Below are 26106 nucleotides of genomic sequence, written 5' to 3' on the forward strand. Positions count from 1 at the left end.
AACCACAGCGGGCTGCTGCCGACGCATTCGCGCGGTCGCCAACACCTGGATGACCGGATCGCAGACGGGAGGATCGGGGCGGTCATGAGCAATCCGAACCCGTTCGATTTCAGCGACTTCGGGCCACCGAAGCGCCCGAGCCAGCAGGGCGCACCGGCCGGCGCGCCGCCGGCGCCGCAGCCCGGCGGTTTCGACCCGTGGGCAGGACAACCTCCCGGGCAACCGCGCCCACAGCACACGCAGCCTCAGGACGCGTTCGGTTCGGCGCCTGATCCGGGTAACTACGGCGCCGTCGATGCGTTCGGTCAGCCTGCCGCCGTGGCACCGGGAGCCACCCTGCAGACCGCAGGCCCGCCGCTGGTCTGGTTCGCCGTGGCGCTCGGGCTGGCATTGCTCGGCGTCATCATCGGCATTCTCGGCGCGGTCCTGGGATTCGGCTGGCCGACTGCGATGGCCGGATGGCTGTTGGCCGGGCCCGTCGCGATCGGGGCGCTGGCCCTCTACACCCGGGTGGACACCCGCAGAAGGACCGAATTCGTCTATTCGGCGCCAGGTTGGACGACCACGTTGTATTGGGTGGTGTTGGCGGTATGCCTCATCGGCATCGCCATCGGCGCCTGGCAGATCGCCCTGTGGGCAGGCAGGTTATAGGGGATGGCTCGGGGGATCATCAGGTTCGTTGCCGCGGACGCGAGGAGCATAAGAATCGCCGTCGTGGCCGTGCTGGCCGCGGCGGTCGTGGTGATGGGCTGGGCGCCCGTCGCCTCGGCGGAAACGGCGTCGGGCGGGGCGAAGCGGTTCGGCGCATGCCTGGCCGCCCAGAAGACGGGCGACCTGCTGCTGCTGTTCGACGAATCGGGCAGCCTGCAGCAGACCGACCCCGACGGCGCCCGGGTGGACGCCGCCCGCTATTTGTTGCAGACCCTGGGCCGGTACGCCGACCGGGTCGACGCCAAGCTCGATGTCGCGGCCGCCGGCTTCTCCGACACCTATAAGCCGGAACACGATTGGAGTGAGCTCACCGCCGCGACCGCGGATTCGACGGCGCAGCAGCTCAACGAGATCAAGTCGAAGAACAACGGTCTGGACACCGATTACTGGCAGGCGCTCGACGGCGCGCGGCAGGCGTTGGCCGCGCGCGGGCAGGGCCCCAACGGCGGGCAGCGCTGCCAGGCCATCGCGTGGTTCTCCGACGGTCAGATCGACTTCACTCCGCGCCAGGTGACCAAGCCATACGCCGAGGGTGTGGACCTCAGCACGCAGGCCGGCGTTGACCAGGCCAAACAGAAGTCGATCGACTCGATCTGCCGCGCGGGTGGGCTGGCCGACCAGATCCGTTCGGCCGAGATCGTGACGCTGGCCGTCGGTTTGGGCGCCAAGGAGACGCCCGCCGACTTCGACGTCATGAGCGCGATCGCCACCGGCAAGGGCCTGAACGGGATGAAGTGCGGCAACGTCACCGATCCCGTGCCCGGCGACTTCTATCCGGTGTCCAACATCGACGACATGCTGTTCGCCTTCGATTCGCTGACCCCGGATCCCGGCATCAACACCCAGGGCCCGGTCTGCCAGCTTCAGGTGTGCCCCGAGGCGCGGCACAACTTCGTGCTGGACAAGTCGATCAAGTCGGTGAACATCCTCGGCTCGGGTGATGTGACGGGCGTCGTCCCGTACCTGGTGTCGCCGTCAGGACAGACCGTCGAGCTGCCCAAGAAGGACGGCAAGGTCAACGTCGAGGTCGGCGGCACACCGGTCAGCTACGAATGGCAGTCCGAAACGGCGCAGTCCATCGCGATCAACAATGCGGGCAGCGGCGAGTGGGCGGGCCAGTGGGCCATCGTCTACGTCGACACCACCGGCGAGCATGCCGACGCGGTGTCGAAGGTCAACATCCACATCAGCACCGACATCTTCCCGGCGCTGTTGAAGTCCGACAAGGTTCAGTGGCGCAGCGGCGCAACCGTCGACGATCTGAGCTTCGGCTTGGTCGACGCCAAGGGCAAGCCGGTACCGATCGACAGCCTGGCCGGCACCGCGGAGATGTCGGTCCAACTGGTGCCCGACGGCAAGGAACCCATCTCTTTGCTCGACGCGGCGAGCAAAGAGGACATCGGCAAGCCGGCCAAGGCCGACCTGTCGAAGGTCAATCCGGGCCGCGCGACGCTCAAGATGTCCCTCGTCGTCACCACGGCACCGGCCGTCGACCCGGCGGGCGTGCAGATCGCCCCTGGCACCAAACTCTCGCCGCAGGACAAGACCGAGACCGTGCAGATCCTGCCCAAGCTCGGGTTGCCCACCCCGGGTGAGCGCATCGATTTCGGCACCGTGCAAGCGGCCAAGGGCGTGACGGCACAACTGGCCATCACCGGCCCGGGGTGTGCCTGGATCGCCGACGGGGAAGCCATCAAGACCACGGCGAGCCCCGACGACATCGGCACCGCGACGGTGACCTCGCCGTCGAACTCGTCGAGCAACTGCCTCAAGGTCGAAGAAGGCCAGACCGGGCAGTTGCAGGTCACCCTGCGCACCGAGCACGACGGGCACGGCGGCCTCAACGGCACGGTGCCCGTGCACGTCGCGGCGCTCGACCACCCCGACGACGGCCAGGTTGTCGACGTGCCGTTCGTGGCCTCGCTGCTCAAGCCGTTGAACACCACCAACTTCGTGCTGGTGCTGATCGCGGCGCTGCTGCTGGGCCCGGGTATCCCGCTGGGCCTGCTGTACCTGTCCAAGTGGTGGGTGACCAAGATCCCCAACACCCCGCTGCTGGCCGAGCGCATCCCCGTCGAGGTCAACCAGGACATGACGCTGCGCAACGGGGAACCGTTCGCAATGGCCGAAACGGACCTGGTGCAGCCGGTGACCGGGCTGACCGACGGTGTCCGGCGGCTGTCGGTACTGGGAGTGACCCTCAACGCCGTCATGGGCCGTAGCCCGTTCGGCGCGGGCCGGGTCGTGGTGGACGCAGGCAATCTACTGAGCGTGAGTTCCGAGCTGCCGGGTACCGACGGCACCGGGCTGCACGCGGTCCTGCCGCTGGCCGTGCACAACACCTGGGTGGTGCTGCACGATCCGCGCGGGCCGTCGTCGCAGGCCGAGGTGCTCTTGCTGGTCAGCGGCAACACCGACACCGCGGCCAGGGAGAAGCTCTACGAAGAGGTGGCCCGCAGGCTGCCCGAGCTGCTCAACGGCCTGCGGCTGCGCGCGGTCCAGGCCGGGCAGGCCTCGCCGTATGACGATCAGGCCCAGGGCGGCTCACCGTTCGGCGAGGGTGCCGGGGGCGGCGCCCCGACGGGTTACGACCCGTTCGGTGGTGCCGGCGGTCCGGCGCCGATGGCCCCGGTCGGTTCTCCCGGTCAGGCTCAGCAAGGTGCGGATCCGTTCGGTGGCGGGGGAGCTGCGCCCACTGCGTCGGCCCCGCGTCCGCCCGACCCGCACGAGGTCACCCAGCACGCCCCGGTGAACTACCGGCCGGGCGCCAACCCACCTCCGCCGGACCCGTATGAGGTGACGCAGCAGGCGCCCATCACCTACCAGCCGGGGTACCCGCAGCAGCAACAACAGCAGCCGCCGCAACAACAGCAGCCCCCGCCCGATGACAGGCGGGGCGGGCCGCCCCCTGCGCCGCCTCAGCGGTATGACTCTGATCCGTTCGACCCCTTTGGTGGAGGAGCCTGATGCGTCGATTCCTGGTAGTCGGATGCGGTGGTTCGGGTGGCGCCACGTTGGCGTTCATGATGGACCAACTGCGTTCCGAACTGCATGCCGCCGGCATCGAAAAGCTGTTGGCCGGTTGGCAATTCGTGCACATCGACGTACCGAGTGCGGCGGAGTCCGGGCCCGAGGGGCTGGCGAACGTGCCAACCCAGGGCGGCAGCTACATCGGCTGCGGACCGCAGGGCAGCAGCTACGCGATCCTCGACGGGGCACTCTCGCAGCGGCTCGCCGCGGGTGGTGCGCTCGACACCATCGCCACGTGGGCGCCGCGCAACCCGCAAGAGGTCACCAACCCGATCTCGGCCGGCGCCGGGCAGTACCGCGCGATCGGCCGGATGATCACGCTGAGCAAGGCCAGTGAGATCCACGCGCGGCTGCAGTCGGCCTGGGACACGTTGTTCCGGGTCGAGACCATCTCGGAGATGGCCAACGCGAGCGTGCCCGGCATGGGCCGGTTCGACCCGAACGAGCCGCCGCTGGTGCTGGTGGTGTCGTCGATGGCCGGCGGTGCGGGTGCCTCGATGGCGCTCGACGTGTGCCGGCTGCTGACCCTGGTCACCGGGTTGGATCCGAAGCTCCTGGGTGTCTTCATGGTGACGCCCGACATCTTCGACTCGCTGCCCGAGAGCGCCCGCACCGGCGTGCGCGCCAACGCCCTGGCGATGCTCGGCGAGATCGTGGCGAGCCAGGCCGGCGCGGCCCGCGAGCACGACGTGCGGATCCTGCGGGCCCTGGGCCAGCATCACGGCGACGGCGAACCCATCCCGTTCGCGCGCGTGTTCCCGGTCGGCCGCTACATCGGCGCGGACCGCACGCTGTTCGGTGACGGTTCACAAAATGCCGTCTACCGCGGCCTGGCGCGTGGTCTTGCCGGGCTGATGATGAGCGGCAAGGCCAGCGATCAGTTCGTCTCCTACGACCTCGGTAACACCGCGTCACCTGTCGGTGACCGCGACGTGCTCGGCTGGGGCATCTCGTCATGGGATGTATTGCCTTGGGGCACTTATGGTTTCTCCAGCCTGAGCATGGGTCGCGATCGGTACGCCGAGTACGCGGCGCAACGGTTGGCCCGCAGCGCCGCCGACAAGCTGCTGTTCGGACACATCCAGCACGGCAACCCGGCATCGAGCAACGAGCAGCTCGACACGCTGCTCAGCAGTCAGTGGCAGACCCACTGCGGTGAGCTGCGGATCCCCGATGCGGCCGGTGACGAGCAGACCCGCGTCGGCATCCTGGGCAACTGGATCGCCACCGGAGCGTTCGCGCCCGAGGCCGTGGCGGGTGCGGTCAACAATCTGATCGAACGGCAGCTGCGCGGTTTCCTGCCCAATCCGCAGGGCATGGCCGCCGAGCAGTGGGTGCCGATCTTCCGGCAGGCGGTGCTCAACCGGCGCGCCGACCTGGCCCGCACGTGCGCCGAGATCGGCTATGCGATGGCCTACAGCTGGCACCGCGAATTCGCCGAGCGCCTCGAGCAGGTGGTCGGCGCGGCAGCGGCGACCCTCGGCCTGCCGTACGCCCGCGAACTCGTCGACCGGCTGCGCAGGCACATCGACGACGTGCTGGCGCCGGGCGTCGCGCAGTTGGGCGCGATGGGCCCGCCCGACATCGTCGCAGTGCCCCCGCAGGTCGACGCCGCACTGCGCTCGTTGCGCGGCGTGATGACCAACGCCGACCAGGTGCTGGCGATGGCGCTGGACGGCTTCCGGTCTTCGGTGCGCCGCCAGCTCTACGCCGACGCGGCCGCCCGGATCGCCGACGTGATGCGGGTGATGGGCGCCGAACTGCTTGCTCCGCTGCGTGATTCGCTCGGCGAGGCGATGATCCTGCTGGAGAAGGCGCGCGCCGAACCGCCGTCGGACGTCGGCCTGGCCCGGCTATCGACCGACCAGTACGTGGCCTGGCCCGCCGACTCCGACGAGTTGGTGCCCGCGCGCTTCGCCGAGGCCAACAACGAGGTGCTGCTGATCAGTTCGGCGGCGTTCAAGCAGCGCTACGAGACCGACCTGCCCAAGGCGGTCGCGGGGGCGCACGCGATGATCCCGCTGCGCACCGCGGTCGACGACGCCAGCACCCGGGTCATCCTGGGCCAATGGCAGACCACCGGCGGTGTCTCGGCACCCGGAGGGCTCACCGAGGTCACCTCGACGTGGGTGACCCGCGCGCTGGGCACCGACCCGGAGACCGGGCGGCCGCGCGTTCCGGCCATGGCGCAGTTCGACATTCACACCCGGCCCGCCGAACTGTTGGCGCGTGCCCGGCTCTACGTGGGCCGGCCGGGCGAGGCGTTCGAGGAGTTCTGCCGGGTGTCCCTGCGCGACTACGTGCAGGGTGTCGGCGCCGCGGAATCCGAGATCAGCACCCGCCGCCGCGACATCGCCACCAAGTTCAACGAGGCGCTGTCCCTGGCCCGCCCGCTGGCCAGCGTCAACGATCAGGCGCTGCAACGCGTGCACCCCGGCCAGCAGGTCGAGTACCGGTACAAGTTCTCCGAGGTGCCGTTCGCCGGGCAGCCGGTGGCCGACGCGCTGGCCGAGGTGCTGCGCGCCAACCCGCGCATCGACCAGGCCACCAAGGACAACTACGGGCGCTCGCTGTCCGACGAGGACAGCGTCACCCGCATCGATATCTTCGGCTCGTACCCGAACTACTCGCCGTTGGCGTTCGATTCGGTGCTCAAGCCTGCCGCGCAGCAGTGGGCGCAGACCGCCGGGCCGGGCCGCGGCCAGTTCTGGCGGTACCGGCGCTCGCGGCCGCTGGCGGCGTCACTGCCGATGACCGACGACGAGCGGCGCACCATGACCGCCGGCTGGTTCCTGGGCCAGATCCTGGGCCGGATCCAGATCCCGGCCTCGCCGTACAACGACCCAGTCCGCATCTACGACGGCACCGACAACCAGTGGCTGGCCTTCCCCAACCCGCTGCTCACCCCGCCGTCGGCGTTCACCGCGTCCTACGACTGGCTGCCCGCAGTGCTGGAAGGGATCTTGCTCGCCATCGCGACCTCGCACGAGCCGCCGGTGATGCGGTCACTGCGCCCCTACAGCGTGCTGCGCGAACTCTACGACTCGCACAGCCAGGACCCGGCCAGCGGCATCGTCGAGCTGTCGGCGGCCGGCCTGCTGCGGGACTTCCTGCGGTCGGGGTCTTCCGGGCCGGGCGTCACCTCCCGGGTCGGCCCGATCGCGGCTGCTCAGACTCCCGAGGAACGTCGCGCCGCGGTGGAGACATGGCTGGGCAGTATCCGCGACGTCGCCGCGCAGTACCTGCCCGCCGACACGCCAGGAGCCACCCCGGAAGGTGCGTTCACCACGATCACCACGCGGTCCAAGGCGTCCAAGACGCCGATCTTCCGTGATGTCGCCCCGGACGTGTACTGGGCCACCGATGTACTGATCAAGCTGGTCAACCGGGAGGCCGACGCACTCGCCCGCGGCGAGCAGGCCGGTGCCGCAGCATTTTTGGACGACGCGGGCGGTTCGGTGGTCATCCCCGACGGCGGGACGTTCTGACGATGTCGCTGACCGTCCTGCTGGCACCGCCTCGCGCATGCGAAGACGTGCTCGCCGTGCTGGCCGACTATTCGGCGGTCGGCCTGTTGAGCCCGTTCGCGTGGGTCGATTCCGGCGATGTCGGCGGAGCCTCCACCCCGGCCACCCTGATCCGTGACGGCCACGCCGAACCTGTTGTGCTGCAGCAGTTGCTGACCGGTGAGCGCTACGACCGGATCCGGGTCGCGGTGCTGGTGCCCATCGAGGCGCCTGCCGCCGAACGCGTGCCGCTGGCCGCCGAGCAGGCCGTGGAACAGATCGTGCGCAGCACCTCGATGGGCGCGCGGATCAGCCTGTTGCGGCTGCTGCTCACGCCGGGGCATTCGGTGCCGACCGCTCCGGATCTGGCGCTGGTACTCGAAGGCTGGCACAACCTGCTGATCGCCCCGGAGGATTCGGCCGCGCCAGGCCTCGGCGCGGTGCCGTGGGGCCGGCTGACCGATCCTCTCGACATCGCGCAGCAGACCGCGCCGGTCGTGGCGGGGATCGCAGGCTTGTGGGCCGGTATCGACGCCAGCCCGTTCGACACCATGGAGATCCTGCCCGGCCAGACCGTGCGCGCGGTGCGGGCGTTCTATCGCAGGCTGGACACCACCGCGGTCGAGAGCACGCTGCGCACCCAGCTGTTCGACCCGACAGGCCGGCTGCCGCTGCCGCGCGGTGGCCAGGTGCCCGTGGTCTATGTGGAGGACGTTCCGACGGCTGCCCAGTCGATGGCGCGGGCGTTGTGGACCAAACACCGCGACGTGCTGCGCGGGCCTCGGCTGGCGGCCGACGCCGCGCCCACCCAGGCGATCGGCATCTGGGCGGCGCTGAAGATGTTCTTCAAGTTCATGGGCGCCGCGCTGCGCAGCGCCCCGTCGGCGTGGCTATCGGCGGTGATGGGATCGGTCACCTCGGTGGTGGCGACGACCGTGCAGGGCACCGTGTTCGGCCGCACCGACTCGGCGTTCGCCGTCGTCGCCGACACCGCCAAGGCCGACTGGCAGGACCTCAACCGCAGTGCGGAAACCCTGCAGACCGCGCTGAGCGGGCAGGGCGCACACCTGGTCCAGCAGGACCTCAGCGCGCTGTGGACGGACTTCGTCAACGGCGCGCTCACCCTCGCCGACGGCGGTCGCCGGGCCGCGGGTCTTGACCCGATCGCCGTGGGATCGGCGGTCGGCGTGGTGTTCAACGCCGCTGACGTGGTGCCGAGCGCGGCCGACGAATTCCGTGGCATTCCCACCTCGCTGGCCGCGGTCATCGGCGTCACCGCTGTCGAGGGCGCCGACGTGCTCGGCGCCGCCAACGTACGCGAACGCCTGCAGAACGCTTATTCGGATCCTGCGGCCGGGGTGGAGGCCCGCAACACCGGGACCGAGCTGGATCGCTGGCAGGCCGCCGCTGCGAAAAGCTATGCGTGGCAGGTCGGCACCATCCTGGCCGACTTCATGCAGCGGGCCCGCGGCGAAGTGGCCGGCCTGGTGTCGCAGATCCAGTCGATGGGTGACCGCAATGCCGTCGACGAGCAGCTGCGGCAGCGGCAGCAGGCGGTCAGCACCATCCTCAAGACGTTCACCGTGGCGCTGTTCGTGGTGCTGCTGGCCTTGATCGGGGTCGCCGCCATCGGCTGGTCGAGCTGGAAGTTCGCGCTCATCACCGGGGCATCGTTGATCGTGCTGTACATCGTGGTCTCGCTCGGATTGTTCATGCTCAGCCAACGCGACCTGTTCGCCGAGATGAACCTGCGAAGATCGCAGCTCAATCAGCTGGAGACCATGCATGCGAACCTGCGCAACGCAGTGCAGGATCTGAGCCGGCTCACCTCCGCCTACGGTCAGCTGCTGGCGTGGTGCCGCACGCTGGGCGCGGTGCTGCGCGCCCCGTTCGGCGTCGCGCCGCCGGCCCGCGCGGCCGTCGGGCAACTCGTCGACGGGCTGCCGCGCTCCACCCAGATCGGGGTTGCCACGCCCAGTGCCGACCAGGCCGACAACGCCACCCACGGCATCCAGCGCCGGCTCTACGCGCTGGGCTGGCTGACCAAACCGTGGGAGGACATGCTCGGCGAGGCCGCGGGCAGGCTGCGTGAGGAGCCCGCGGCATTGTTCAAGCTGCCCGGCGTCGGGTCGGGATCTGGGCTGGACCAGTGGTCGACCGCTGTGCTGCAGGGTCGGGTGCGGCCCGCCGGGGCCGATGCGTTGTGGGCGCGCGTGGAGCAGATGTTCGCCGACGAGGCCGGTGGGCAACCGGGTGGCCTGGCCGACGCGCTGACCGGCACGGTCGCGGTGCCGACGCTGGGCCGGGAAGTGCCCGCGCAGCAGTTCGGTGCCGGATTCACCGACCACCGCCCGGGCCGGGCCGCGCCGTTCGACGCGTCGCTGTTCACCAACGCCGCAGTGACGGCAGGCCGATCAGGCGTCGCGGTCGACGACGCGGTGGTGATCCGGGCCGGGCTGGGCTACCGGGCGGTCGTTGTCCAGGCCAGTGACGGTCTGCCGCCGTACGATTTTGCTTTGTTCGAGATGCCGGTGCCCGTCGCGCCAGGTGGCGAGGACGAGCCCACGACGATGGTTCGACGCACCGAATCCGATGCGCCGCCAGGGGAGGACATGGTGTTCTGACATGCAGGATTCCAGCCCCGATCCCTTTCACCGCGAAGATCCCGACGACGCCGACCCGCGGCTGGCACCGCTGCTGGCGTGGCGCCAGCAGCTCATCGATTCCGGCGCGGTCGCCGCTCGCAGCTTCAAAGAGGCGCATCTTCGTCTGGTGCTGAGGTCGGGCCGCACGGACGTCGAGCAGATCCGGGCCATGCTGCCCGGCTCGGTCGCCGAGCATGCCGACGAAATGGCCAGGGTGCTCTCCGAGTTGGACACGTCGTCCACCGAGCAGACGTCGATCACCGGCAGGCACCGCACCACCGACGCATCGGCCGGTGCGTCCCTCCCGCCGCCGACGTCGCCGCCGGCCGGGGCGTCGGGCACCCTGCCGCCATCGGTCCCCACCGAGCCGGTTCCGCCCGCCGAACCGGTCCCGCCTGCCGAACCTGCGCCGGCGGCCGAAACTCCGCTCAGTGCGGCAGATTTCAGTCCGTTCACGTTCGGTCAGCAGCAGCCGGCCCGGCAGAGCATCGCGTTGCGCCGCAGTGCCGCCGGCGGTGCGATGGAGATCAGCTGGCCGCCGCTGCAGGGCTCCGACGGCGTCGTGCTGTACCGGTTGGTGAGCTCCGAGGACAACCCGCCGTACTCGCCGGATCGTGCTGACCTGGTGGCCGCCACCGATACGACGTCGGCGGCCGACACCCGCCCGCCCGGCGCGGCGGTCCGGCATTACCAGGTCTGGATCAACGTCGGGGCCACCCGCGCCGAGGCATTGGCGGCGCAGCCGATGCTCTACGCCGCCGGGGTGCTGGTCAGCCCCATCACCGACTTCGCCATCCGCGAGGACTCCGGCCGGGTCATCGGCCAGTGGACCGTGCCGGCCGGGGTCAGCGCCGTCTACGTCTACCGGGTGCCCGCCGCCGAGGCCGGTCGCGACGGGCCGCAGTACCGCATCCTCGCGGGCAGCGACAACCTCAACGGCTTCGTCGACTCCGAGCCCGTCCGCGGTGAGCGCTACCAATACCGCGCCCGCTGCGCAGCCAACGTCGACGGGGTGCTGCGGCTGTCCGAAGCCGTCGAGACGGACATCGAGATCTCGGCCGTGCTGGCCCCGGTCACCGACCTCGCGGTGGCCACCGGTGTGGACGGCTCGTCCTTCGACCTCACCTGGACGCCGCCGCCGGGCGGCCGCATCGTCATCTACCGCACCCAGGACGGGCCCAACGCCGGCGCGGAATCAGCAGAGTTGCCCGAAGGCGCGCTCGAACAGGTCGGGCTGACACCGGAGCTGCGGCTCACCCAGCCGGTCGTCACCCAGACCGGGCCCGACGGCAGGCCCCGCGCGCTGATGGCCGGGGTGTCCTGGCCGGCGGAGTGGAGCCGCGCCTACCTCACCCCGGTGACCATCCTGGCCGGCCGGGCCCTGGTGGGCCGGACCCTGTCATCGGTGCGGACCGGCGCGATCCGCGACATCGAGCTGGCCGAGTACTGCAACAAGCAGGTGCTCACCTTCGACTGGCCCGACGGCGCGGCCGGTGTGGTGCTGTACCTGGCCCCCAAAGGCTACGACCCGCGCGCCGGGCTGACCGGCAAGTCGTTCGAGATCTCGCTCGAGGAATACGAGAAGTACGGCGGCATGCAGCTCACCGGGCAGCTCCCTGTCGGTGGTTGCTCGCTGCACCTGGCCCCGGTGGCGTTCTCGGGTGGCCGTCGGGTCACCGGGGCGATCGCCAGCGTCGAGTACCACGGACTGCTGCGGCTGCAGTACGCCGTGCGCATCGGCCGGGACCCGCAGGGCTTTCCCACCACCGCGACCATCGCCATGCGCTCCGAGCACGACCTGCCCGGTTCGCCCGCGTTCGTGCTGGTCAACAACCCGCAGCGGATACCGCTGAGTGTCCATGACGGGCAGGCCGTCGACGTGGCTCCGCTGGATGCCCAGGGTCAGTTCGCCGACCGTCCGTCGAAGGAACTGCGCTGGTCGCAGCTGACGACCACGGGTACAGGCGAGCTGTGGGCCGCCAATGTCCGTGGCCTGCAGGGCTGGATCCGGTTATTCGTCAACACCCCGTCGGCCGAGCGGCTGCGGGTGATCGCCCTGCTCGATCCGCCGGTCGACAGTTTGCGGTTGACGGCGATGGCGCAATGACGTCGCGCTATGGCCAGTTGGCCTACACGTCGTTCGATGCTGTCGGTTCGGCCGGCGGCTGGCAGGTCAAGCAGACCACCGGTGGTCTGACGCAGGAAGAAACCCAGCAGCTGATCGCCGGGGTGCGCACGGTGTTCCGGCCGGTGCAGCCGCTGCCCGATTACCCGACACCCGAACAGCTCGAGCAGGGACCGCGACGGCTGGCCTACGGCAGGGTCGACACCGGTACGGGGTACTGGCACACCGTGCCCGCGGGGTCGGACAGCACCGGTCGGCCGGGCAACGTGTTCGCGCACGTCGTGCTGGACCGCACGCCGCTGTCGGCGCCATGCCGACGGCCGATCCAGTGGTGGCGCTCGCCGCAATGGGCACGTCCGTACGGTGCCGCGGCGGTGAGCAGGGCGACGATTCCCGACAGCCCACCCGAGCCGGGCACGGTGGTGACCAAGGACAGTGTGGTGGCGTTCGCGCTGGACACCAGCACGTGGCGGCTGGCGACGCTGTTCGCGCTGCTCGATGCCGTGGCCGGGGCGCTCGACGGCGGAGCACCAGTGGTGCTCGGTGCGGAGTCGGTTGAATCGGCTGCGCAGTGGATCGGGCTGGTGAGCTTTCTGATGTCGCCGGGAACCGCTGCGACCCTGAGCTTCTCCACGTTCGACCGCGCCGACCAGGTCATGCTGGCGCTGCACAGCGGGCAGCTGCTGACGGCCGTGCCGATCGGTGATCTGGATGCCGTGCCTGCAGGCGTCGTCGTGATCAGCGAGACCGAAGCGGTGTCGATGGGCGAGCTCGACGGCGAGCCGCACAGGACCGCACGCGGGCACACCATCGAGGCCACGCACTGGTCGGCGATGGCCCAGGTGGTGCTGCTGGAACCACATTCGGCGCGCCGATTGCTCGACGACATCGACCGGGTCGCCGAGCAGGTCAACGACGAGGGTCTGCACCCGGCCTGGCCGACGGCCATGGTGGTGGCCGGCCGCCCTGAGTTTGCTGACGCCGTCGAAGAGGCTCACGAGGTGATCGCCGCCCACTCGCCTCCGGATGTCCCGGCCGGGTCGCAGGCGGCCCAGACCATCGCCGGTGTGCTGTCGGCAGTGGTCGGTACCAGCACCGCCGACGCCTGGCGCGCCGTGCAGGAACTGCCCGACGGGCCCGCCGCGGATTTCGCCGACGCGACGTATCTGAGCCGGGCCATCACCGACGACACCTGGCTCGGGCAACTCGGTCCAATCCCGTTGGGCCCCAGATTGTTTCACGGGAAACCAACGCCTTCACAGGTGCAGTCGGCCATCGGTCCGGGGCTCGCCGCGGCCCGGGACCAAGGTCCTGAACGTGAGCTGCGCGTGATCGAACTGCTGCTCCGGGCAGGGGTCGCCGACGATCGGCTCGCCCCGGCGCTGCTCGACGATGTGGTGCCGCATCTCGACGATCCGGTGCGCGGTCCCAAAATGCGTCAGCGCGTCGACGTCGACGGCAGGTTGGCGATCGGTGCCGCTTTGCTGCGCGCCGGTGGTGACATCGAGGGCACCGTGATCGGTGACAACCTGCTCGACTGGCTGGCCGACGCCACCCCCTTGCCGGGCGCCGACGAACTGGCACATGCCAGCCCTTGGGATCCGACCTGGATCCGGGCGGCGCTGCGCGGCATCCGGGCGGGCCGGCGCGGATCGGTCGAGCCGGGCGATTCCGGGGCGCAGCTGTGGTGGCTGCGCGCGACCGCCTCGCCGCATTTCGAACAGGCCGTCACGGATTCGGTCTGGGATCCGGCCGATCTGCTGCTGGCGTTGGGTGCTGACCCGATCACCGGGGCCGGCACAGTGCGCACCCTGGTGGGCGCGCCGGACTCGCCGGCGCTGACCGAGCTGGCCGGGCGGGTGATCGAAGGCAACGGTGACAGCACGGCCGTGGCCTGCGCGGCGGTGCGGTACATCGACCCGCAGACGTGGATGCACCAGCGGTATGTGGAGACTCACCAGAGCGCCTACCTGCCGTTCTGGGACCAGGTGCTGGGCAGCACCGAGCCCAGCGGCGTCCACCACGACTTCGCCGTGCGGATACTGACGTTCGCGCTGCTGGGTGTCATCGCCGGGCAGCCGTACCCACAGGCCTGCGCGGCGTTGGCGGCCGATTCCGGTCTCGGCGGCGAGGCCATCGCGCGGGTGATGCCCCTGGTCGATGGCTACGAAGTGGCCCCGCAGGCCGTGCTGGCAGTGACGCTGCTGCGGGTCGCGTCGGCCGAGGATGCCCAGCAGCAGCTGGACGTGATCGATCAATTGATGGGGCAACTGGCCGAACGCGTGGCGGCAGGCATGCCCGGTGAGGAGAGCGACGTCGACGCGGTGACGATGCTGATGACACAGCTGTCCGGGGATGCCTCGGACGGCACGGTGCGGCGGTACCGGAAGATGGTGGGCAGGCTGCTGGCCCGGCGCAATGACGCGCAACCGTCGCTGGCGGCCCGATTGCGGGGGAGTCGCTGATGCCGATCTATGTGGTGAATGCACGCAACCAGCGGGTGCAGATACCCAGCCAGGCGCTGTCGGTGTCCATCACGGGCGCCGTCGGCGGCGCCGCACTCGAGGTGCACGGCGGACCCGATCAGCCGGTGGTGCGCTCGAGCGCGCATCAGGCGTTGCTGCCGAGTCTCACCGGCCCGGTCATGGTGTCGGTGCGTCCGGTGGGCACCGACCGGTTCGGCAGCGGGACGGTCATCCACCTGGCGATCGCCCACGACAATCCCGGTGACGTCGATCCGGTTCAGGTGATGTTCGACCCGATCGACGTCAGCGGTGACACCGGGGTGACGTTCGCCAAGCTGACCCCGGACGGCACGCAGATCGACATCTCGGTCAGCGCGGTTGCCGATACCCAGCTGAGCCCGTTGGCCACCGCCGCGCGCACCTCGGCGCGCAAGATCACCGGCCGCGGGCCGGGGGAGTCCGACGGGTCGGTTCTGATCGCACTCGACAGCTCGGCGTCGATGCGCAGCTGGTTCGCCGACGGCAGCGTGGTGGCCGCCACCGAGATCGTGGTCGGCGTGGCCGACGCGGTGGGTGTGCGCAACATATCGGCGGTGCTGGTGGGTGCCGACGTGGTCCCGATCGCCGCGACGGGTGGTGCGGAGCTGGGAGAGGCGGTCCGGCGGGCGACGCCGCGCTGGTCTGCCGGCGCCCGCTGGACCCGGCTGACACCCGGGCGCTCCCGCGTGGTGGTCTGCGCGGACTACCCCACAAGCGCGGTGCGGCAACGGTTTCCGGTGATCGCGCTGTCCAATGACCGCAGGCTCGACGCTGCCGGTGCGCGGCTTCCCGCGCCACGGCCGGGCAACGAGGCGATCGCCGAGTTGCTGGCCCATCCCCCTGTGCTGGACCGGATCACGGCGTCGCTGGTGAAGGCCCTGGCCCCATGAGCAAATGCCCGCGCTGTTTTTCGGCGCTCAACCCGAACCAGCATCTGTGGACGTTGTCCGCCCAGGCCGGCGGCACGCGCTACCGCGACGACGTCGCGACGGCGTACTTGGGGGCGCCGGCCGACTGCGGCCCGCTCTACACCTGGACCCGCACGCCGGGCTACAACGGCCCGCCGCCGCCGACCGCGGAGGCCAGCCGAGCTCTGCAGGGTCCGGCGGTCGAGATCTGCCCGGTCTGCCACTACGTGTTGCCCGAGGGCTGGCGGCAGGGGCACGCCATCTGCATCGCCATGGCCGGGGCGCGTGCCACCGGCAAGAGCCTCTACATCGGCGTGTTGGTGAAACAGCTTGAGCTGCTGTGTGAACGGCTCGGTGTGTCCATGGAGCCGGTCACCCGCGCGACTGCACAGGCCTATGCGACCAACTACGAGACGCCGCTGTACGTGCAGCGTGGGCTGATCCCGCCGACCCCGACCGTGCACACCCAGGCCTCGACGCAGCGTGAACCGCTGATGTTCTCGATCGGCATCTGGCATGGGGTGCGGCGGTTCCTGGTGTTGCGGGACGTGGCCGGTGAGGACATGGAGTCCGGTGATCTGCACACGCCGCCGTTCCGGTTCTTCGCCAACGCCGACGCGGTGTTCTTCATGTTCGACCCGTTGCGGGTCAAGGCAATTCGCGATCAACTGCAGGATCTGCTGCCCGCCCAGCTGTTCAGCGGTGGCGATCCGCGATCGGTGCTCAACAACGTGATGATGGCGGTCGCGCCGGGCCAGCCCAAACTGGCGGTGATCCTGTCGAAGTTCGACGCCTTGCGCGTGCTGCGGGAAGTCGAAGGCTCCGAATGGAGCCTGATCATGTCCAACGCGGGCGCGGCCTACCTTCGGGACACCTCCGACAGCCAGCAGTACGACGAGGTCGGCGGGCAGTTGATGCACGAAGAGGTTCGCAGTCTGCTGACCCGGCTCAATGCCGGCTCGATCGTCGCCGCGGTCGAGAACCCTTCGAGCGGGATGCGTTTGCAGAACCGCTATTTCGTCGTATCCGCGCTGGGGCAGCCACCCAGCGGCAACCGGCTGCATTCGCGGGGTATCGCCCCGTTCCGGTGCGCTGATCCGGTTCGGTGGGTGACGTCGAGCTTCGGGGTTCTGTAGGGGTGACGCAAGGTTGGGGGGATCCGTTCGGCGGGGCGCCGTTCGGTCAGTCACCGGATGGTCCACCGATCATCTCCGCGCCGGCTCACGTGCCGCAGTCGCAGCCGCCGCGCAGATCCAAGACCGTTGTGATGCTGGCGACCGTCGGCGGGATCGCGACCATAGCCGTTGCAGCGCTGGTCATCTGGGCCGTGATTCCCGACTCGTCCAGCACCCCGGCAGCAGGTCCCGCATCGACGACCACGTCGGCGCCGACCACCCCGGCGGCGCCGGCGCTGGCGACCGCGGCTCAACTGCCCGGCTTGCTGCTGAGCCTCGACGAGGCCAAGAGCGCGACAGGCGCGACGAGCACCGCCTACACCGTGACCGACAAGCAGCAGTTCAACGCCTCCGAAGGGGTTGCAACACAGCCTGACAACTGCCGCTCGGCGTTGTTCACCGGGGCCGGCGAGATATTCGTCAACAGTGGTGCCACCGCGACGTATTCGCGATCCATCGTGCTGCCCGACCCGTTGACCACGACCGAGTTGGGCGGTGTCGAAGAACGAGTGGTGTTGTACCCGAACACATCTGCGGCAACCAAGCAGGCCGCGACCATCGAGAATCTGTGGCGGGGGTGCGTCGGCCTGCTGACCGAGACGCTGAACCACGGTAAGAACTGGATCAAATACCAGGTGGACCCGCTGACCCGCTCACCGCAGGATCCGTCGATCGTGGTGTTGAGCAGCATCGTGACCGATACGCCCGGTGTTCCCAACTTCCGCAACGTCCGGGTCGTCGCCGCCAAGAACAATGTCCTGGTCGACGTCGCCGTTTTCGGTGGCAACTTCGGCGACGGCCCGCAGCGGATCACCGCCGAAATCCTCGCGCGGATAGGCGGTCTGACATGACCTACCCCCCTCCCGACGATCCGTTCGGCGGCATGCCGTTCGGTCAACTGCCGTCGGTTCCGCCACCGCCCTACAGTGGCCCGCCCGTCATTCCGGCTGCGCCGCAACCGCCGTCACCGTCCGGCGAGGTCAACACCTTCGCGACGCTCTCGGTGGTGTTCGCGTTCGTGTTCGCCCCGATCGGTGCGGTGCTCGGCCACCTAGGCTTGTCGCAGGTCAAGCGGACCGGCCAGCGCGGCCACGACCGCGCCCTCATCGGCGTGGCCCTGTCGTACACGTTCATCGTGGCGGCCGTCGTCGGCCTCGTGGTGTGGATCGCGATGAAACCGCCGGCTTCCGAGTCGAAAACCGTTGCCTCACAGACCACTACGACGACCACCTCGGCGCAGACCACGACCACGAGCCTGCCGCCGCCGCCTCCGCCACCCCCGCCGCCGGTCGCACCCGCGGACATGGCCGGCTTGTTGCCGAGCCTGGACGAGATGCGTCAGCTCATGAACAACCCCGACCTGACCGATGCGGGCAACGGCGACGAGGTGGGCGTGGTTTCTTCGTCGGTGCAGACCTTCGACCCGCCCGAATGCGTGGTGTCGATGAATTCGTTCACCCCAGAGCCGTACAAGGACAGCGGCTACCGCTCGGTGCTGTCGGTGAATGCCTCCGGGCCCCACGGCAACACCCAGGCAGGCATCGGTGTGGCCGTGTTCGACGACGCCGCCGCAGCGCAGAAGACGCTGACCAACTACATCGCGCTGCTGCAGCAGTGTGCCGGGAAGACACTGACGTGGACCATCGTCCAGGACGGCAAGTGGTCCAAGTTCATCCTCGGCGCGCCCGAAAACAGCGGCGCTGTAACGGGAGTGCACAACACCAACATCGGTTCGACCACCGGCATCTATCGGGCCATCGGAGCCAAGTCCAATGTCCTGGTCGACGTGCAGATGGTCGGCGCCGGACTCACCGACCAGAACATCAGAGCCGTCAACAACGTCCTCGACAAGATCCCGGGCTGACATGACGTACCCGGGTGGACCAGACGACCCGTTCGGCGGGGCGCCGTTCGGTAGCTATCCCGCCGGCCAGCAGCCCCCGTACGCTGGACCGCCCGTCATCCCGGCGCCCGTACCGCAGTCGCGGCCGCGCCGGAAACGACGCGGCGTGATCCTCGCGGCAGTGGCCGCCGTTGTGGTGATATCCGTTGTCGCAGTGGTGGTCTGGCTCGTCCTGCCCGATAATCGCAGCACTCCGTCGGCCGGGCCGGCGGTGACCACGACGACGACACAGTCGACGAGCACCACCCCGACCTTGAGTGTGCCGGAACCCGTGAGCCCGTCGCAGCTGGCCGGCTTTCTGCTGTCCCTCGACGACGTCAAGCGATTGGCGAACGCCGCCAACGACTACAAGACGACCGACAGCACAGCACTCAACGGATCGGAGGGCATCACCGTCACCCCGCCCCAGTGCGTCTCCGCGTTGTTCGGCGGTGGCACCGAGGAATTCGTGCCAAGCGATGTCATCGCGACCCTCGCCCGCAACGTGAGCCTGGTCGGGGACATGAAGAAGGTCGGCCTCGGCGGTCTCGACCAGCGCGTGGTGCTCTACGAAAACCCCTCTGTGGCAAGCCGGCTCGTCTCCGACATCGAGGCGAAGTGGCGTGGCTGTGCAGGCCCGGTGTCTGTTGCCTTCGACGATGGCACCCCCACCTCGCATTACACGGTGCGGGCGGTCACCCACGGCAACCGGAATCCGTCGATCGTGTTGGTGAGCGCGACAATGGACAATTCGGCGCTGTTCGTCAGCACGCGGGCTGTCGTGGCCAAGGCCAACGTCGTCGTCGACCTGGCTCTGATGGGCGCCGATCTCGGCGAGAGCGCGGAATCGATCGCGCTCGAGATCCTGTCGCGCATACCGAGCTCCTAGGCGCAAACGCTAGCCGACTCTGTGCAAGTCCTCGCCGACGTGGTGGGTAGCCGCCGGGATAGGTGGCTGACGGGGCGCCCCTCGCCGCCACTTATGGTGGGCGGATGAGCAGAGAGGTGCTGGTGCGTGGGTAAGAACGAACGCGCGAAGATCGTCATGGCCGACGACGAGATCGCGGAATTCATCGAGCACAGCCGCACGGCGACCATGGCGACGCTGCAGGCCGACGGCAGGCCGCACCTCGTCGCGATGTGGTACGCGGTGCTCGACGGTGAGATCTGGTTCGAGACCAAGGCCAAGTCACAGAAGGCGGTCAACCTGCGCCGCGATCCCACGGTCACGGTGATGATCGAGGACGGGCTCACCTACGGAACCCTGCGTGGCGTGTCCATCGACGGCCGTGCCGAGATCGTCGACGACCCGGAAACCATTCTGCGCGTGGGCATCAGCGTGTGGGAGCGCTACACCGGCCCCTACACCGAGGAGATGCGGCCGTTCGTCGACCAGATGATGAACAACCGCATCGCGGTGCGGGTGGTGCCCGGCCGGCTGCGGAGTTGGGATCACCGCAAGTTGGGCTTGCCCGCCATGCCGGTGAGCGGCAGCACGGCGCAATACCTGGGTGACGGCGCGTCCGGCTAGGCCGTCGGGTGCGGCCGCGGCTTGAGCTTGGCGTTGGGCAGCGGCGGCGCTGGCAGCCGCGCGATCCGGCCGGCATATCCCTCGACGTCGCCGAACCGGGCGGCATTGGCTTGCCACTGTTCCCGGTAGGCGGCGATGTCGTCATGGCTGCGTCCGACGAAGTTCCACCACATCACCAGTTCCTCGCGGAACGGGACACCGCCGAGGATGATCAGGCGAGCGGGGCCCGACCCGCGATTGACCAGGTGAAGTTCGTGATGACCGGGGCTCTGGTAGGCGAGGTCGGCGACCGCCAGCGGCGTTCCGGCCACCTCGACGTCGCCTTCGTCGAGCAGCACACCATGTTCGAAGGTCGGGTCGACCGGCAGGGTCACGGTGGCGCCCGGATCGACGTCGAGCTGGGCGCCGAGCAGTGGGGTGAAAGTGTGTACCGGCGAACGCGAATCGGCCAACTCGCCGAGGAACACCCGTAGCGTCGCATCGCCGAGGTTGCGGGCCGGCGGTGCGTAGTGTGCGAAATCGCGGTCGGTGTCGCGGTCGGCGTCGGGCAGGGCGACCCACAACTGCACGCCGTGCAGGATGGTCGTGGTGGAGGTGGAGACCTCGGAGTGGCAGATGCCTGCGCCTGCCGTCATGAGGTTCAGCTCGCCGGGACGGACCCACGCGTGCACCCCGGCACTGTCGCGGTGTTCGATCTCGCCTTGGAAGAGCCAGCTCACGGTCTGCAATCCGGTGTGCGGATGGGGCGGGACGTCCATGCCGGTACCGCCGCGGACATCGTGGGGACCGTAGTGGTCGGCGAAGCACCACGCACCGATCAGCGACCGGTCACGTTGCGGCAGGGTGCGCCGCACCAGCAGAGCCCGCGGCCCGCCGAGCGGCACCTCACGTGCGTGCAATACCCCGGTGAATGTCGAAGCCGTGCAGGTGACTTCGGCCGGGAGGGCGTCGGTGTTGCTCATATTGCCACCGTAGTGCGATCCAGTGTGCGCCACGCGTGGTTAGCATGTCCGGCATGACCCGTCCGCTGACCGCCGACGATGTTCGCAATGTCGCGTTGACGAAACCGCCCGTGGGTAAACGTGGTTACGACCGCAAGTCCGTCGACGACTTCCTGCAACTCGTCGCCCGCCGGCTCGAGGGCCGTGGACATCTGAGCGCAGGCGATGTGCGCAACATTGCTTTCCCGAAGCCACCGCTGTTCCAGCGGGGATACAACGAGGACGAGGTCGATCGTCTGCTCGATGCGGTAGTCGCCACGCTCGAGCGCTGAAAGAAGTTGGGGGACGGTGCCGTCAGTGCGCCTCGCGGCGAGTGGTCGCTCGAAGCGACAGTTCTGGTGTGGGGCCCGGGGCAATGCCCGGCACCCTCGCATGCATCAACAGCACACCCCGGGCCCCTATTCCTCCCCCGTGTGGAACTGCTGCCCTCCCGCCGCCGTCCCCTCGAAATCGGCGGCGAGAGGGCAGGTGGATCAGGCGGCTTCGGGGAAGATCAGCTTGGTCTTGCGGACCGGGTAGCCGTTGCGCTCGGCGAGCGAGCGCAGTTGCTTGAGCGCGAACGTGCGGCCGCGGCCACCTTCGGGAACCATGATCCCGGCCCAGAGCCCTTCGGCGCGCGGCAGTTCGCAGGCTTCCCGTGCGCACAGCCAGCGGCGCGGGCACTCCCGGCAGATCACCTTGGCCTGGTCGTCGGGCGTGGAGGTCCAGCGCTCCGGGTTGGCGGTGCAGACGCCGAGCGGGATTCCGTTGGCCATCAATGCGGTCATTTGTACTGCTCCCCTCGTAAGGACTGTGCGGTGTCCCCGCGTTGAGGGGAACGCTATAGCAAGAACCGTAGCGGTGCAACAGTTTGAGGAAATTTAAACCGTTGCGGCGCTACGAAACGGATTTGGTTCGCTTGCAAGCGTAAAACTACCTAGTTGTCATTACCTGCATGAACAGCATCAATGGCAAATGAAGCGGCCGGAGCGGGCTCCGTAGCATGGGTACGGGTAGGTGCCCGGCGAAGCTGTAGCACTGGTGCAGTTACGGAAAAATCCCGAAACCCAAGTCGTAGCGGTGCTGCGGTATGGGGTTAGAATCGATGGGTCCACGCAGCCATCACGGGCCGCCAAGCGCTCCAGCTCATTCAGCTAAGGAACCATCCGGAGATGACCGATGCGGAGTTCGATCTCGCGACCGGCGAGTTCGACGTCGGCTTGATCCGCGCCGGAGCGGCCGCCGCTGCGCGCCGACGCGAACTCGACATCAGCCAGCGCAGTCTCGCCGCCGACGGTGTCATCAATGCCGGTGCGCTGATCGCCTTCGAGAAGGGCCGCAGCTGGCCTCGCGAACGCACCCGGCTGAAGTTGGAAGAGGTATTGCGCTGGCCGCCGGGCACCATCGCACGGCTGCGCCAGGGCGGTCCCGTCCCGGCTGCAGAACCCACGTTGCCGCCCCCGCCCGCGGCGAGCCTGCCCGCCGAGCCCGCGGCGGCACCCAGCGCTCCTGCGTCGGTCACGGCGAATGCCGAGGTGCCGCTGATCGCCCAGGCCGTGCTCACCGCGGCCAACACCCTCGGTTCGACCATGGACGCCATGCCGCCGGTCAGCGATCCCGATTTCACCCCCCGCGTCACGGCGATCCTCGCCGACCTACGCCAGCTCGAGGCGGTGGCATCCCGGGCCGCCCGGATCAGCCAGGTCACCCCGGCGTTGATCAAGGCGCTCAGCGCGGTCCGGCATCAGATCGACGAGCTCACCATGCGAGCCGCGGCAGCGCCGGGGGCCACGCTGGGCCAGCGGCTCTACGCCGCGCGTCGACGCGCCAACCTCACCATGGGCGAGATGGGGCAGGCGGCGGGCGTGCCCGAGGACGTGATCAGCCGCGCCGAGGCCGAATATCCGGTGGACGCCGCCGCCGTGCACGCGATCGAGGCGCTGATCAGCGCCATGGTCTGACCGCGCAGGTCAGTACCGCTCCCGGTGGCGGTCGTCCGACGACGGGAAGTGGTCGGCCAGCGCCGCGGCGATCTCCAGGAACTTGCGGCGTGCGGCCGGGGTCATCACGCGGGTGCCTGCGATCACGCCACCCGGCCGCAGGTTCCCGTCGAACGGCACCTCCACGACGGTCTGGCCCTGTCCCGAGAACTGCCCGGCCAGGATCGACCTGGTCCGCTTGTCGGCGTGGCCATCGGAATCGTTGAGCACGACGACCGTGCGTTGCAGCAGGCTGGTCATGCCGCGGTTGGCCAGCCAGTCCAGTGTCTGACCGGCCGCGGCTGCACCGTCGACCCACGGCGAGGACACCACGATCAGGGCGTCCAGGTCGCGCAACACTTCCTGGGTCACCGGGGAGTCCATCGTCGAGCTGCAGTCCACGATCGAGATGGAGAAGTGCCGGTCGAGCCGGGTGGTCGCCTCGCGATAGATCGCGGCGTCCAGGACGCGGCGGCGGGCCGGGGTGCCCTCGCCGGCGAGGACGAAAAGACCCGCCGCGTTGTTGCCGACCCGGCTGCGCACATCGGCGAAGGTGTCGAGGTGCTTGTCGGAGGCCAGTTCCCAGTAGGAGCCCTGGGCGCGGGGGTCGACGCGGCTGCCCAACTTGCCGAAGGCGGTGTCGGCGTCGATGGCGACGACGCGATCGTCCTGGCGCAGCTCGGCGAAGACGGATCCGACGCTGGCGGAGACGGTGGTCTTACCGACGCCGCCCTTGCCCATGACGCCGACCTTGTAGTGGCCGCGCAGCACGCCCTTGATCTTGGCTTCCAGCTCGGCCTGCCGCACGTCCTCGGCGGACGGTCCGGGGTTGATCAATCCGAATGAGGCCTTGTAGACCAGCAGCCGCCAACCCCCGGCCGGGGGTTCCCGGCGCGGCGGCACCAGATCGTTGACCCGGATCCGGTCGGCGTAGGAGCCCGGCGCGCTCGGCGGCGGGGTCTGGGCGTGGCCGTCGGGCGCGAATCCGCCCTCGGCCGGCCACGGTGACCCGGGCTGTGGGCCGAAGGGCTGGTGTTGCTGCGGGGCGGGCGGCGCCGGCGGGGCAGGCGGAGCCGGAGGAGCGGGCTGCGGTGGCGACTGAGGCCGCTGCTGATGGGTCGGCCAGCCGGACTGTTGTTCCCACTGGCCGCCTTCGGGCCGCGCAGGTGCCGCGGGAGCGGGACGTCCGTCACGCGGTGGCTGCGTAGGTTGCTTGGAATTCTGCTGCACCGGCTGCTGAGGCGGCTGCTGTGGTTGCGCGGGCTCGCGGAAGCTGCTGCGGGACTGCTCCTCCGGGGGAGTCTGCGGCGGGTCGGCGGCCTCGTGATGCCCGGCACGTGAGTCGTCGTCGCCGGACTTCGGCGGGACGTAGTCGACCGGTGGCCGGCCGGGCAGTGACGGCGCAGGCGGCTCCGGAGCCCGCCGTGGGCGGCGCGTCGGCCCGGTGTCCGGTTCGAAATCGGTGTCCTCCCCACCCGTCCAGCCGAGCTCTCTACGCAGGGTGTCGTCGGGGTCGGTCACGACTGAATCTCCTCGGGTTGTCACGCGACGGCTATCTCGACCGCCCTCAGTATCGACTACGCCACCGCCTCACCGCAGCGGCCGGTGGCAGCACCGGATACCAGGCGTCGTCCGCCCATGTCACGCCGACACTGACGTCAATTCCATATCCGCAGGTTAAGTCGCCAGATGGCAACGGATTTGGACAGAAATTTGGTGCTCATCCGGGCCTTCCCCCGCTGGTAACGTCTGTCGCGTCGAGGGGGATCTGCGTATGGGCGGCACGGGCGATATCGCCAAAACCGGTAAGGAACTGATCGAGGGTCGCGGACCCGGCGAGGGCATCCTCGATGCCGGGCGCAACGTCATCGAAGGCATGAAAACCACGACCGGTACCGGCACGCCGGACGACGGCAGCACGTTCGGTGCGGCGGCCGAGCAACTGGGCAAGGCTGGTGACACGCTGAAGTCCGCATTTCCAGACGACTCATGGCGTAGCAGCGGTTCGAGCGCCTACGCGGCCCGCAACCACGAGCAGCTCAGTCGCACCTCCGCGATGATCGAGGCCGATCACACCGTGGCGACCGTGCTGGCGCGCGAATCGGAGCAGATCTGGACCACGCGCGAAAACTTGGACGGGCAATCGGACTGGTTGGCCGACATGGGTCAGGTCACCACGGCCATCGGCAACATTCCGTACGTCGGCAAGGCTTCACAGACCGCGACGGAGATCGCCATGGTGGCGCGTGCCGTCGGTGCCTCGACCGAACAACTGCTCACCATGCAGCAAAACGTCGACGCCAACGCCGCCGAATTGCACGGGGCCGTCGCCAAATATGCGGACATCGCGCGCGACACCAAGCCCGGCGGCGATGACGGCGGTACCGACGAGAGCACACCGCGCGCGGCAGCACCCGGGCACCCCGAAGCGGCCAACCGGGCCCCGACGGCACCCGCGACGCCAACCGCCGAATCTCAGCCGGCTCCGGTGCAACCACAGCAGGGCACCACGCCCGCGGCAGGCGCGCGCCCCACGGCCGTTGGAGGCGGAGACATGGCGGCCGTGATGGCGGGCACCGTGGTCGGCTCGATCCTCGGTCCGCTCGGCGGCATTCTCGGCGGCATCACCCAGGCCGCGTCGCAGGCTCTGCAGGCGGCGGTGCAGGCCGCCACCCAAACCGTCCAGGGCGTCACACAAGGGATCGGGCAGGCGCAGCCGTATTCGGCGACCCTGGACGAACGGGCCGAGAAACTCGACGCGGCCGATGACGGCAAGGACGAGCAGTCCGGCAAGGACGACGAGCACAAGTTGGGCGACAAGCCCGGGAAAGACGCGAAGGACCGCAGCAACGCACTCGGCACTGCGGTGGACAAGGGCGAAAAGGGCGGGAACCCCGGCACACCCGACGCCGGCGCCGTTGTTGCCGAAGGCGCGGGCCCGACAGATAAAGGCGCCGCCAAGACGCTGCCGCCGGATCTTGGGGCGGGCGAATTCAGCGCCGGTGCCTTCCGCGCACCGGCCCGGGCGGAAGTGGATTTGGAGCAGACTCAGCTAAGTGTTCCGGCTGCGGTTAGATTGGATGACGCTACTCCTGGATCTACGTCCGTGACGGGGACGTAAGAATCTAGG

At 69.2% G+C, this 26106-nt stretch carries 18 protein-coding genes; 15 read left to right on the forward strand and 3 right to left on the reverse strand.

Annotated features, from left to right (window positions below; genetic code table 11):
* Positions 1-84: 84 nt before the first annotated feature.
* The 12 genes from BST13_RS12190 to BST13_RS12245 all read left to right on the forward strand — a co-directional run bounded on the left by BST13_RS12190 (position 85) and on the right by BST13_RS12245 (position 20017).
* Entirely contained in the window at positions 85-651 is a 567-nt protein-coding gene (locus BST13_RS12190; RefSeq protein ID WP_142282772.1) for a COX15/CtaA family protein, read from the forward strand.
* Positions 652-714: 63 nt separating this feature from the next.
* Entirely contained in the window at positions 715-3678 is a 2964-nt protein-coding gene (locus tag BST13_RS12195; RefSeq protein ID WP_245839530.1) for a vWA domain-containing protein, read from the forward strand.
* The gene (locus tag BST13_RS12200; protein ID WP_083164127.1) at positions 3678-7229 is read left to right on the forward strand and encodes a tubulin-like doman-containing protein; all 3552 of its coding nucleotides are present in this window, start codon (positions 3678-3680) and stop codon (positions 7227-7229) included. Before BST13_RS12195 ends, BST13_RS12200 begins: the two co-directional genes overlap by 1 nt.
* A 2-nt stretch (positions 7230-7231) precedes the next feature.
* The gene (locus BST13_RS12205) at positions 7232-9871 is read left to right on the forward strand and encodes a hypothetical protein (RefSeq protein ID WP_083164129.1); all 2640 of its coding nucleotides are present in this window, start codon (positions 7232-7234) and stop codon (positions 9869-9871) included.
* A 1-nt stretch (position 9872) separates the two neighbouring features.
* Positions 9873-11999, forward strand: a complete 2127-nt coding sequence (locus BST13_RS12210) for a SaeA-related protein (RefSeq protein WP_083164131.1) — start codon at positions 9873-9875, stop codon at positions 11997-11999.
* Positions 11996-14482, forward strand: a complete 2487-nt coding sequence (locus tag BST13_RS12215; RefSeq protein ID WP_083164133.1) for a GAP1-N2 domain-containing protein — start codon at positions 11996-11998, stop codon at positions 14480-14482. Before BST13_RS12210 ends, BST13_RS12215 begins: the two co-directional genes overlap by 4 nt.
* Positions 14482-15411: a hypothetical protein gene (locus tag BST13_RS12220; protein WP_083164135.1), complete on the forward strand. Its 930-nt coding sequence runs from the start codon at positions 14482-14484 to the stop codon at positions 15409-15411. Before BST13_RS12215 ends, BST13_RS12220 begins: the two co-directional genes overlap by 1 nt.
* Positions 15408-16565, forward strand: coding sequence for a hypothetical protein (locus BST13_RS12225; RefSeq protein WP_083164137.1), 1158 nt, complete (start codon positions 15408-15410; stop codon positions 16563-16565). The genes BST13_RS12220 and BST13_RS12225 overlap by 4 nt, the downstream gene beginning before the upstream one ends.
* 2 nt (positions 16566-16567) lie before the next feature.
* A complete protein-coding gene (locus tag BST13_RS12230) occupies positions 16568-17455 on the forward strand; it encodes a sensor domain-containing protein (RefSeq protein WP_083164139.1) in 888 nt (295 codons plus the stop codon).
* A complete protein-coding gene (locus BST13_RS12235; protein ID WP_083164141.1) occupies positions 17452-18468 on the forward strand; it encodes a sensor domain-containing protein in 1017 nt (338 codons plus the stop codon). Before BST13_RS12230 ends, BST13_RS12235 begins: the two co-directional genes overlap by 4 nt.
* A 1-nt stretch (position 18469) precedes the next feature.
* Positions 18470-19375, forward strand: coding sequence for a sensor domain-containing protein (locus BST13_RS12240; RefSeq protein WP_158087144.1), 906 nt, complete (start codon positions 18470-18472; stop codon positions 19373-19375).
* A 126-nt stretch (positions 19376-19501) separates the two neighbouring features.
* Complete coding sequence (locus BST13_RS12245; RefSeq protein WP_083164145.1) at positions 19502-20017, forward strand: pyridoxamine 5'-phosphate oxidase family protein; 516 nt, start codon at positions 19502-19504, stop codon at positions 20015-20017.
* On the opposite strand, the gene BST13_RS12250 is transcribed toward BST13_RS12245, so the two are convergent.
* Complete coding sequence (locus BST13_RS12250) at positions 20014-20979, reverse strand: pirin family protein (RefSeq protein ID WP_083164147.1); 966 nt, start codon at positions 20977-20979, stop codon at positions 20014-20016. The genes BST13_RS12245 and BST13_RS12250 overlap by 4 nt on opposite strands.
* 53 nt (positions 20980-21032) lie before the next feature.
* Here BST13_RS12250 and BST13_RS12255 point away from each other — a divergent pair, with 53 nt between their 5' ends.
* Entirely contained in the window at positions 21033-21290 is a 258-nt protein-coding gene (locus tag BST13_RS12255) for a DivIVA domain-containing protein (RefSeq protein ID WP_425437011.1), read from the forward strand.
* Between the two features lie 201 nt (positions 21291-21491).
* Here the strand turns inward: BST13_RS12255 and BST13_RS12260 are convergent, their stop codons facing one another.
* The gene (locus BST13_RS12260; protein ID WP_029368917.1) at positions 21492-21785 is read right to left on the reverse strand and encodes a WhiB family transcriptional regulator; all 294 of its coding nucleotides are present in this window, start codon (positions 21783-21785) and stop codon (positions 21492-21494) included.
* 384 nt (positions 21786-22169) lie between these two features.
* Between BST13_RS12260 and BST13_RS12265 the strand changes: the two genes are divergently transcribed.
* On the forward strand, positions 22170-22958 hold the full coding sequence (locus BST13_RS12265; protein WP_083164151.1) for a transcriptional regulator: 789 nt from the start codon (positions 22170-22172) through the stop codon (positions 22956-22958).
* Positions 22959-22967: 9 nt separating this feature from the next.
* On the opposite strand, the gene BST13_RS12270 is transcribed toward BST13_RS12265, so the two are convergent.
* Complete coding sequence (locus tag BST13_RS12270) at positions 22968-24497, reverse strand: MinD/ParA family ATP-binding protein (protein WP_083164153.1); 1530 nt, start codon at positions 24495-24497, stop codon at positions 22968-22970.
* A gap of 253 nt (positions 24498-24750) precedes the next feature.
* Here BST13_RS12270 and BST13_RS12275 point away from each other — a divergent pair, with 253 nt between their 5' ends.
* Positions 24751-26097 carry an EspA/EspE family type VII secretion system effector gene (locus BST13_RS12275; protein WP_083164154.1) on the forward strand — a complete coding sequence of 449 codons (1347 nt, stop codon included), beginning with the start codon at positions 24751-24753 and terminating at the stop codon, positions 26095-26097.
* Positions 26098-26106: the final 9 nt, after the last annotated feature.

This window comes from Mycobacterium aquaticum, from assembly GCF_002086485.1.
Lineage (GTDB): Bacteria > Actinomycetota > Actinomycetes > Mycobacteriales > Mycobacteriaceae > Mycobacterium > Mycobacterium aquaticum.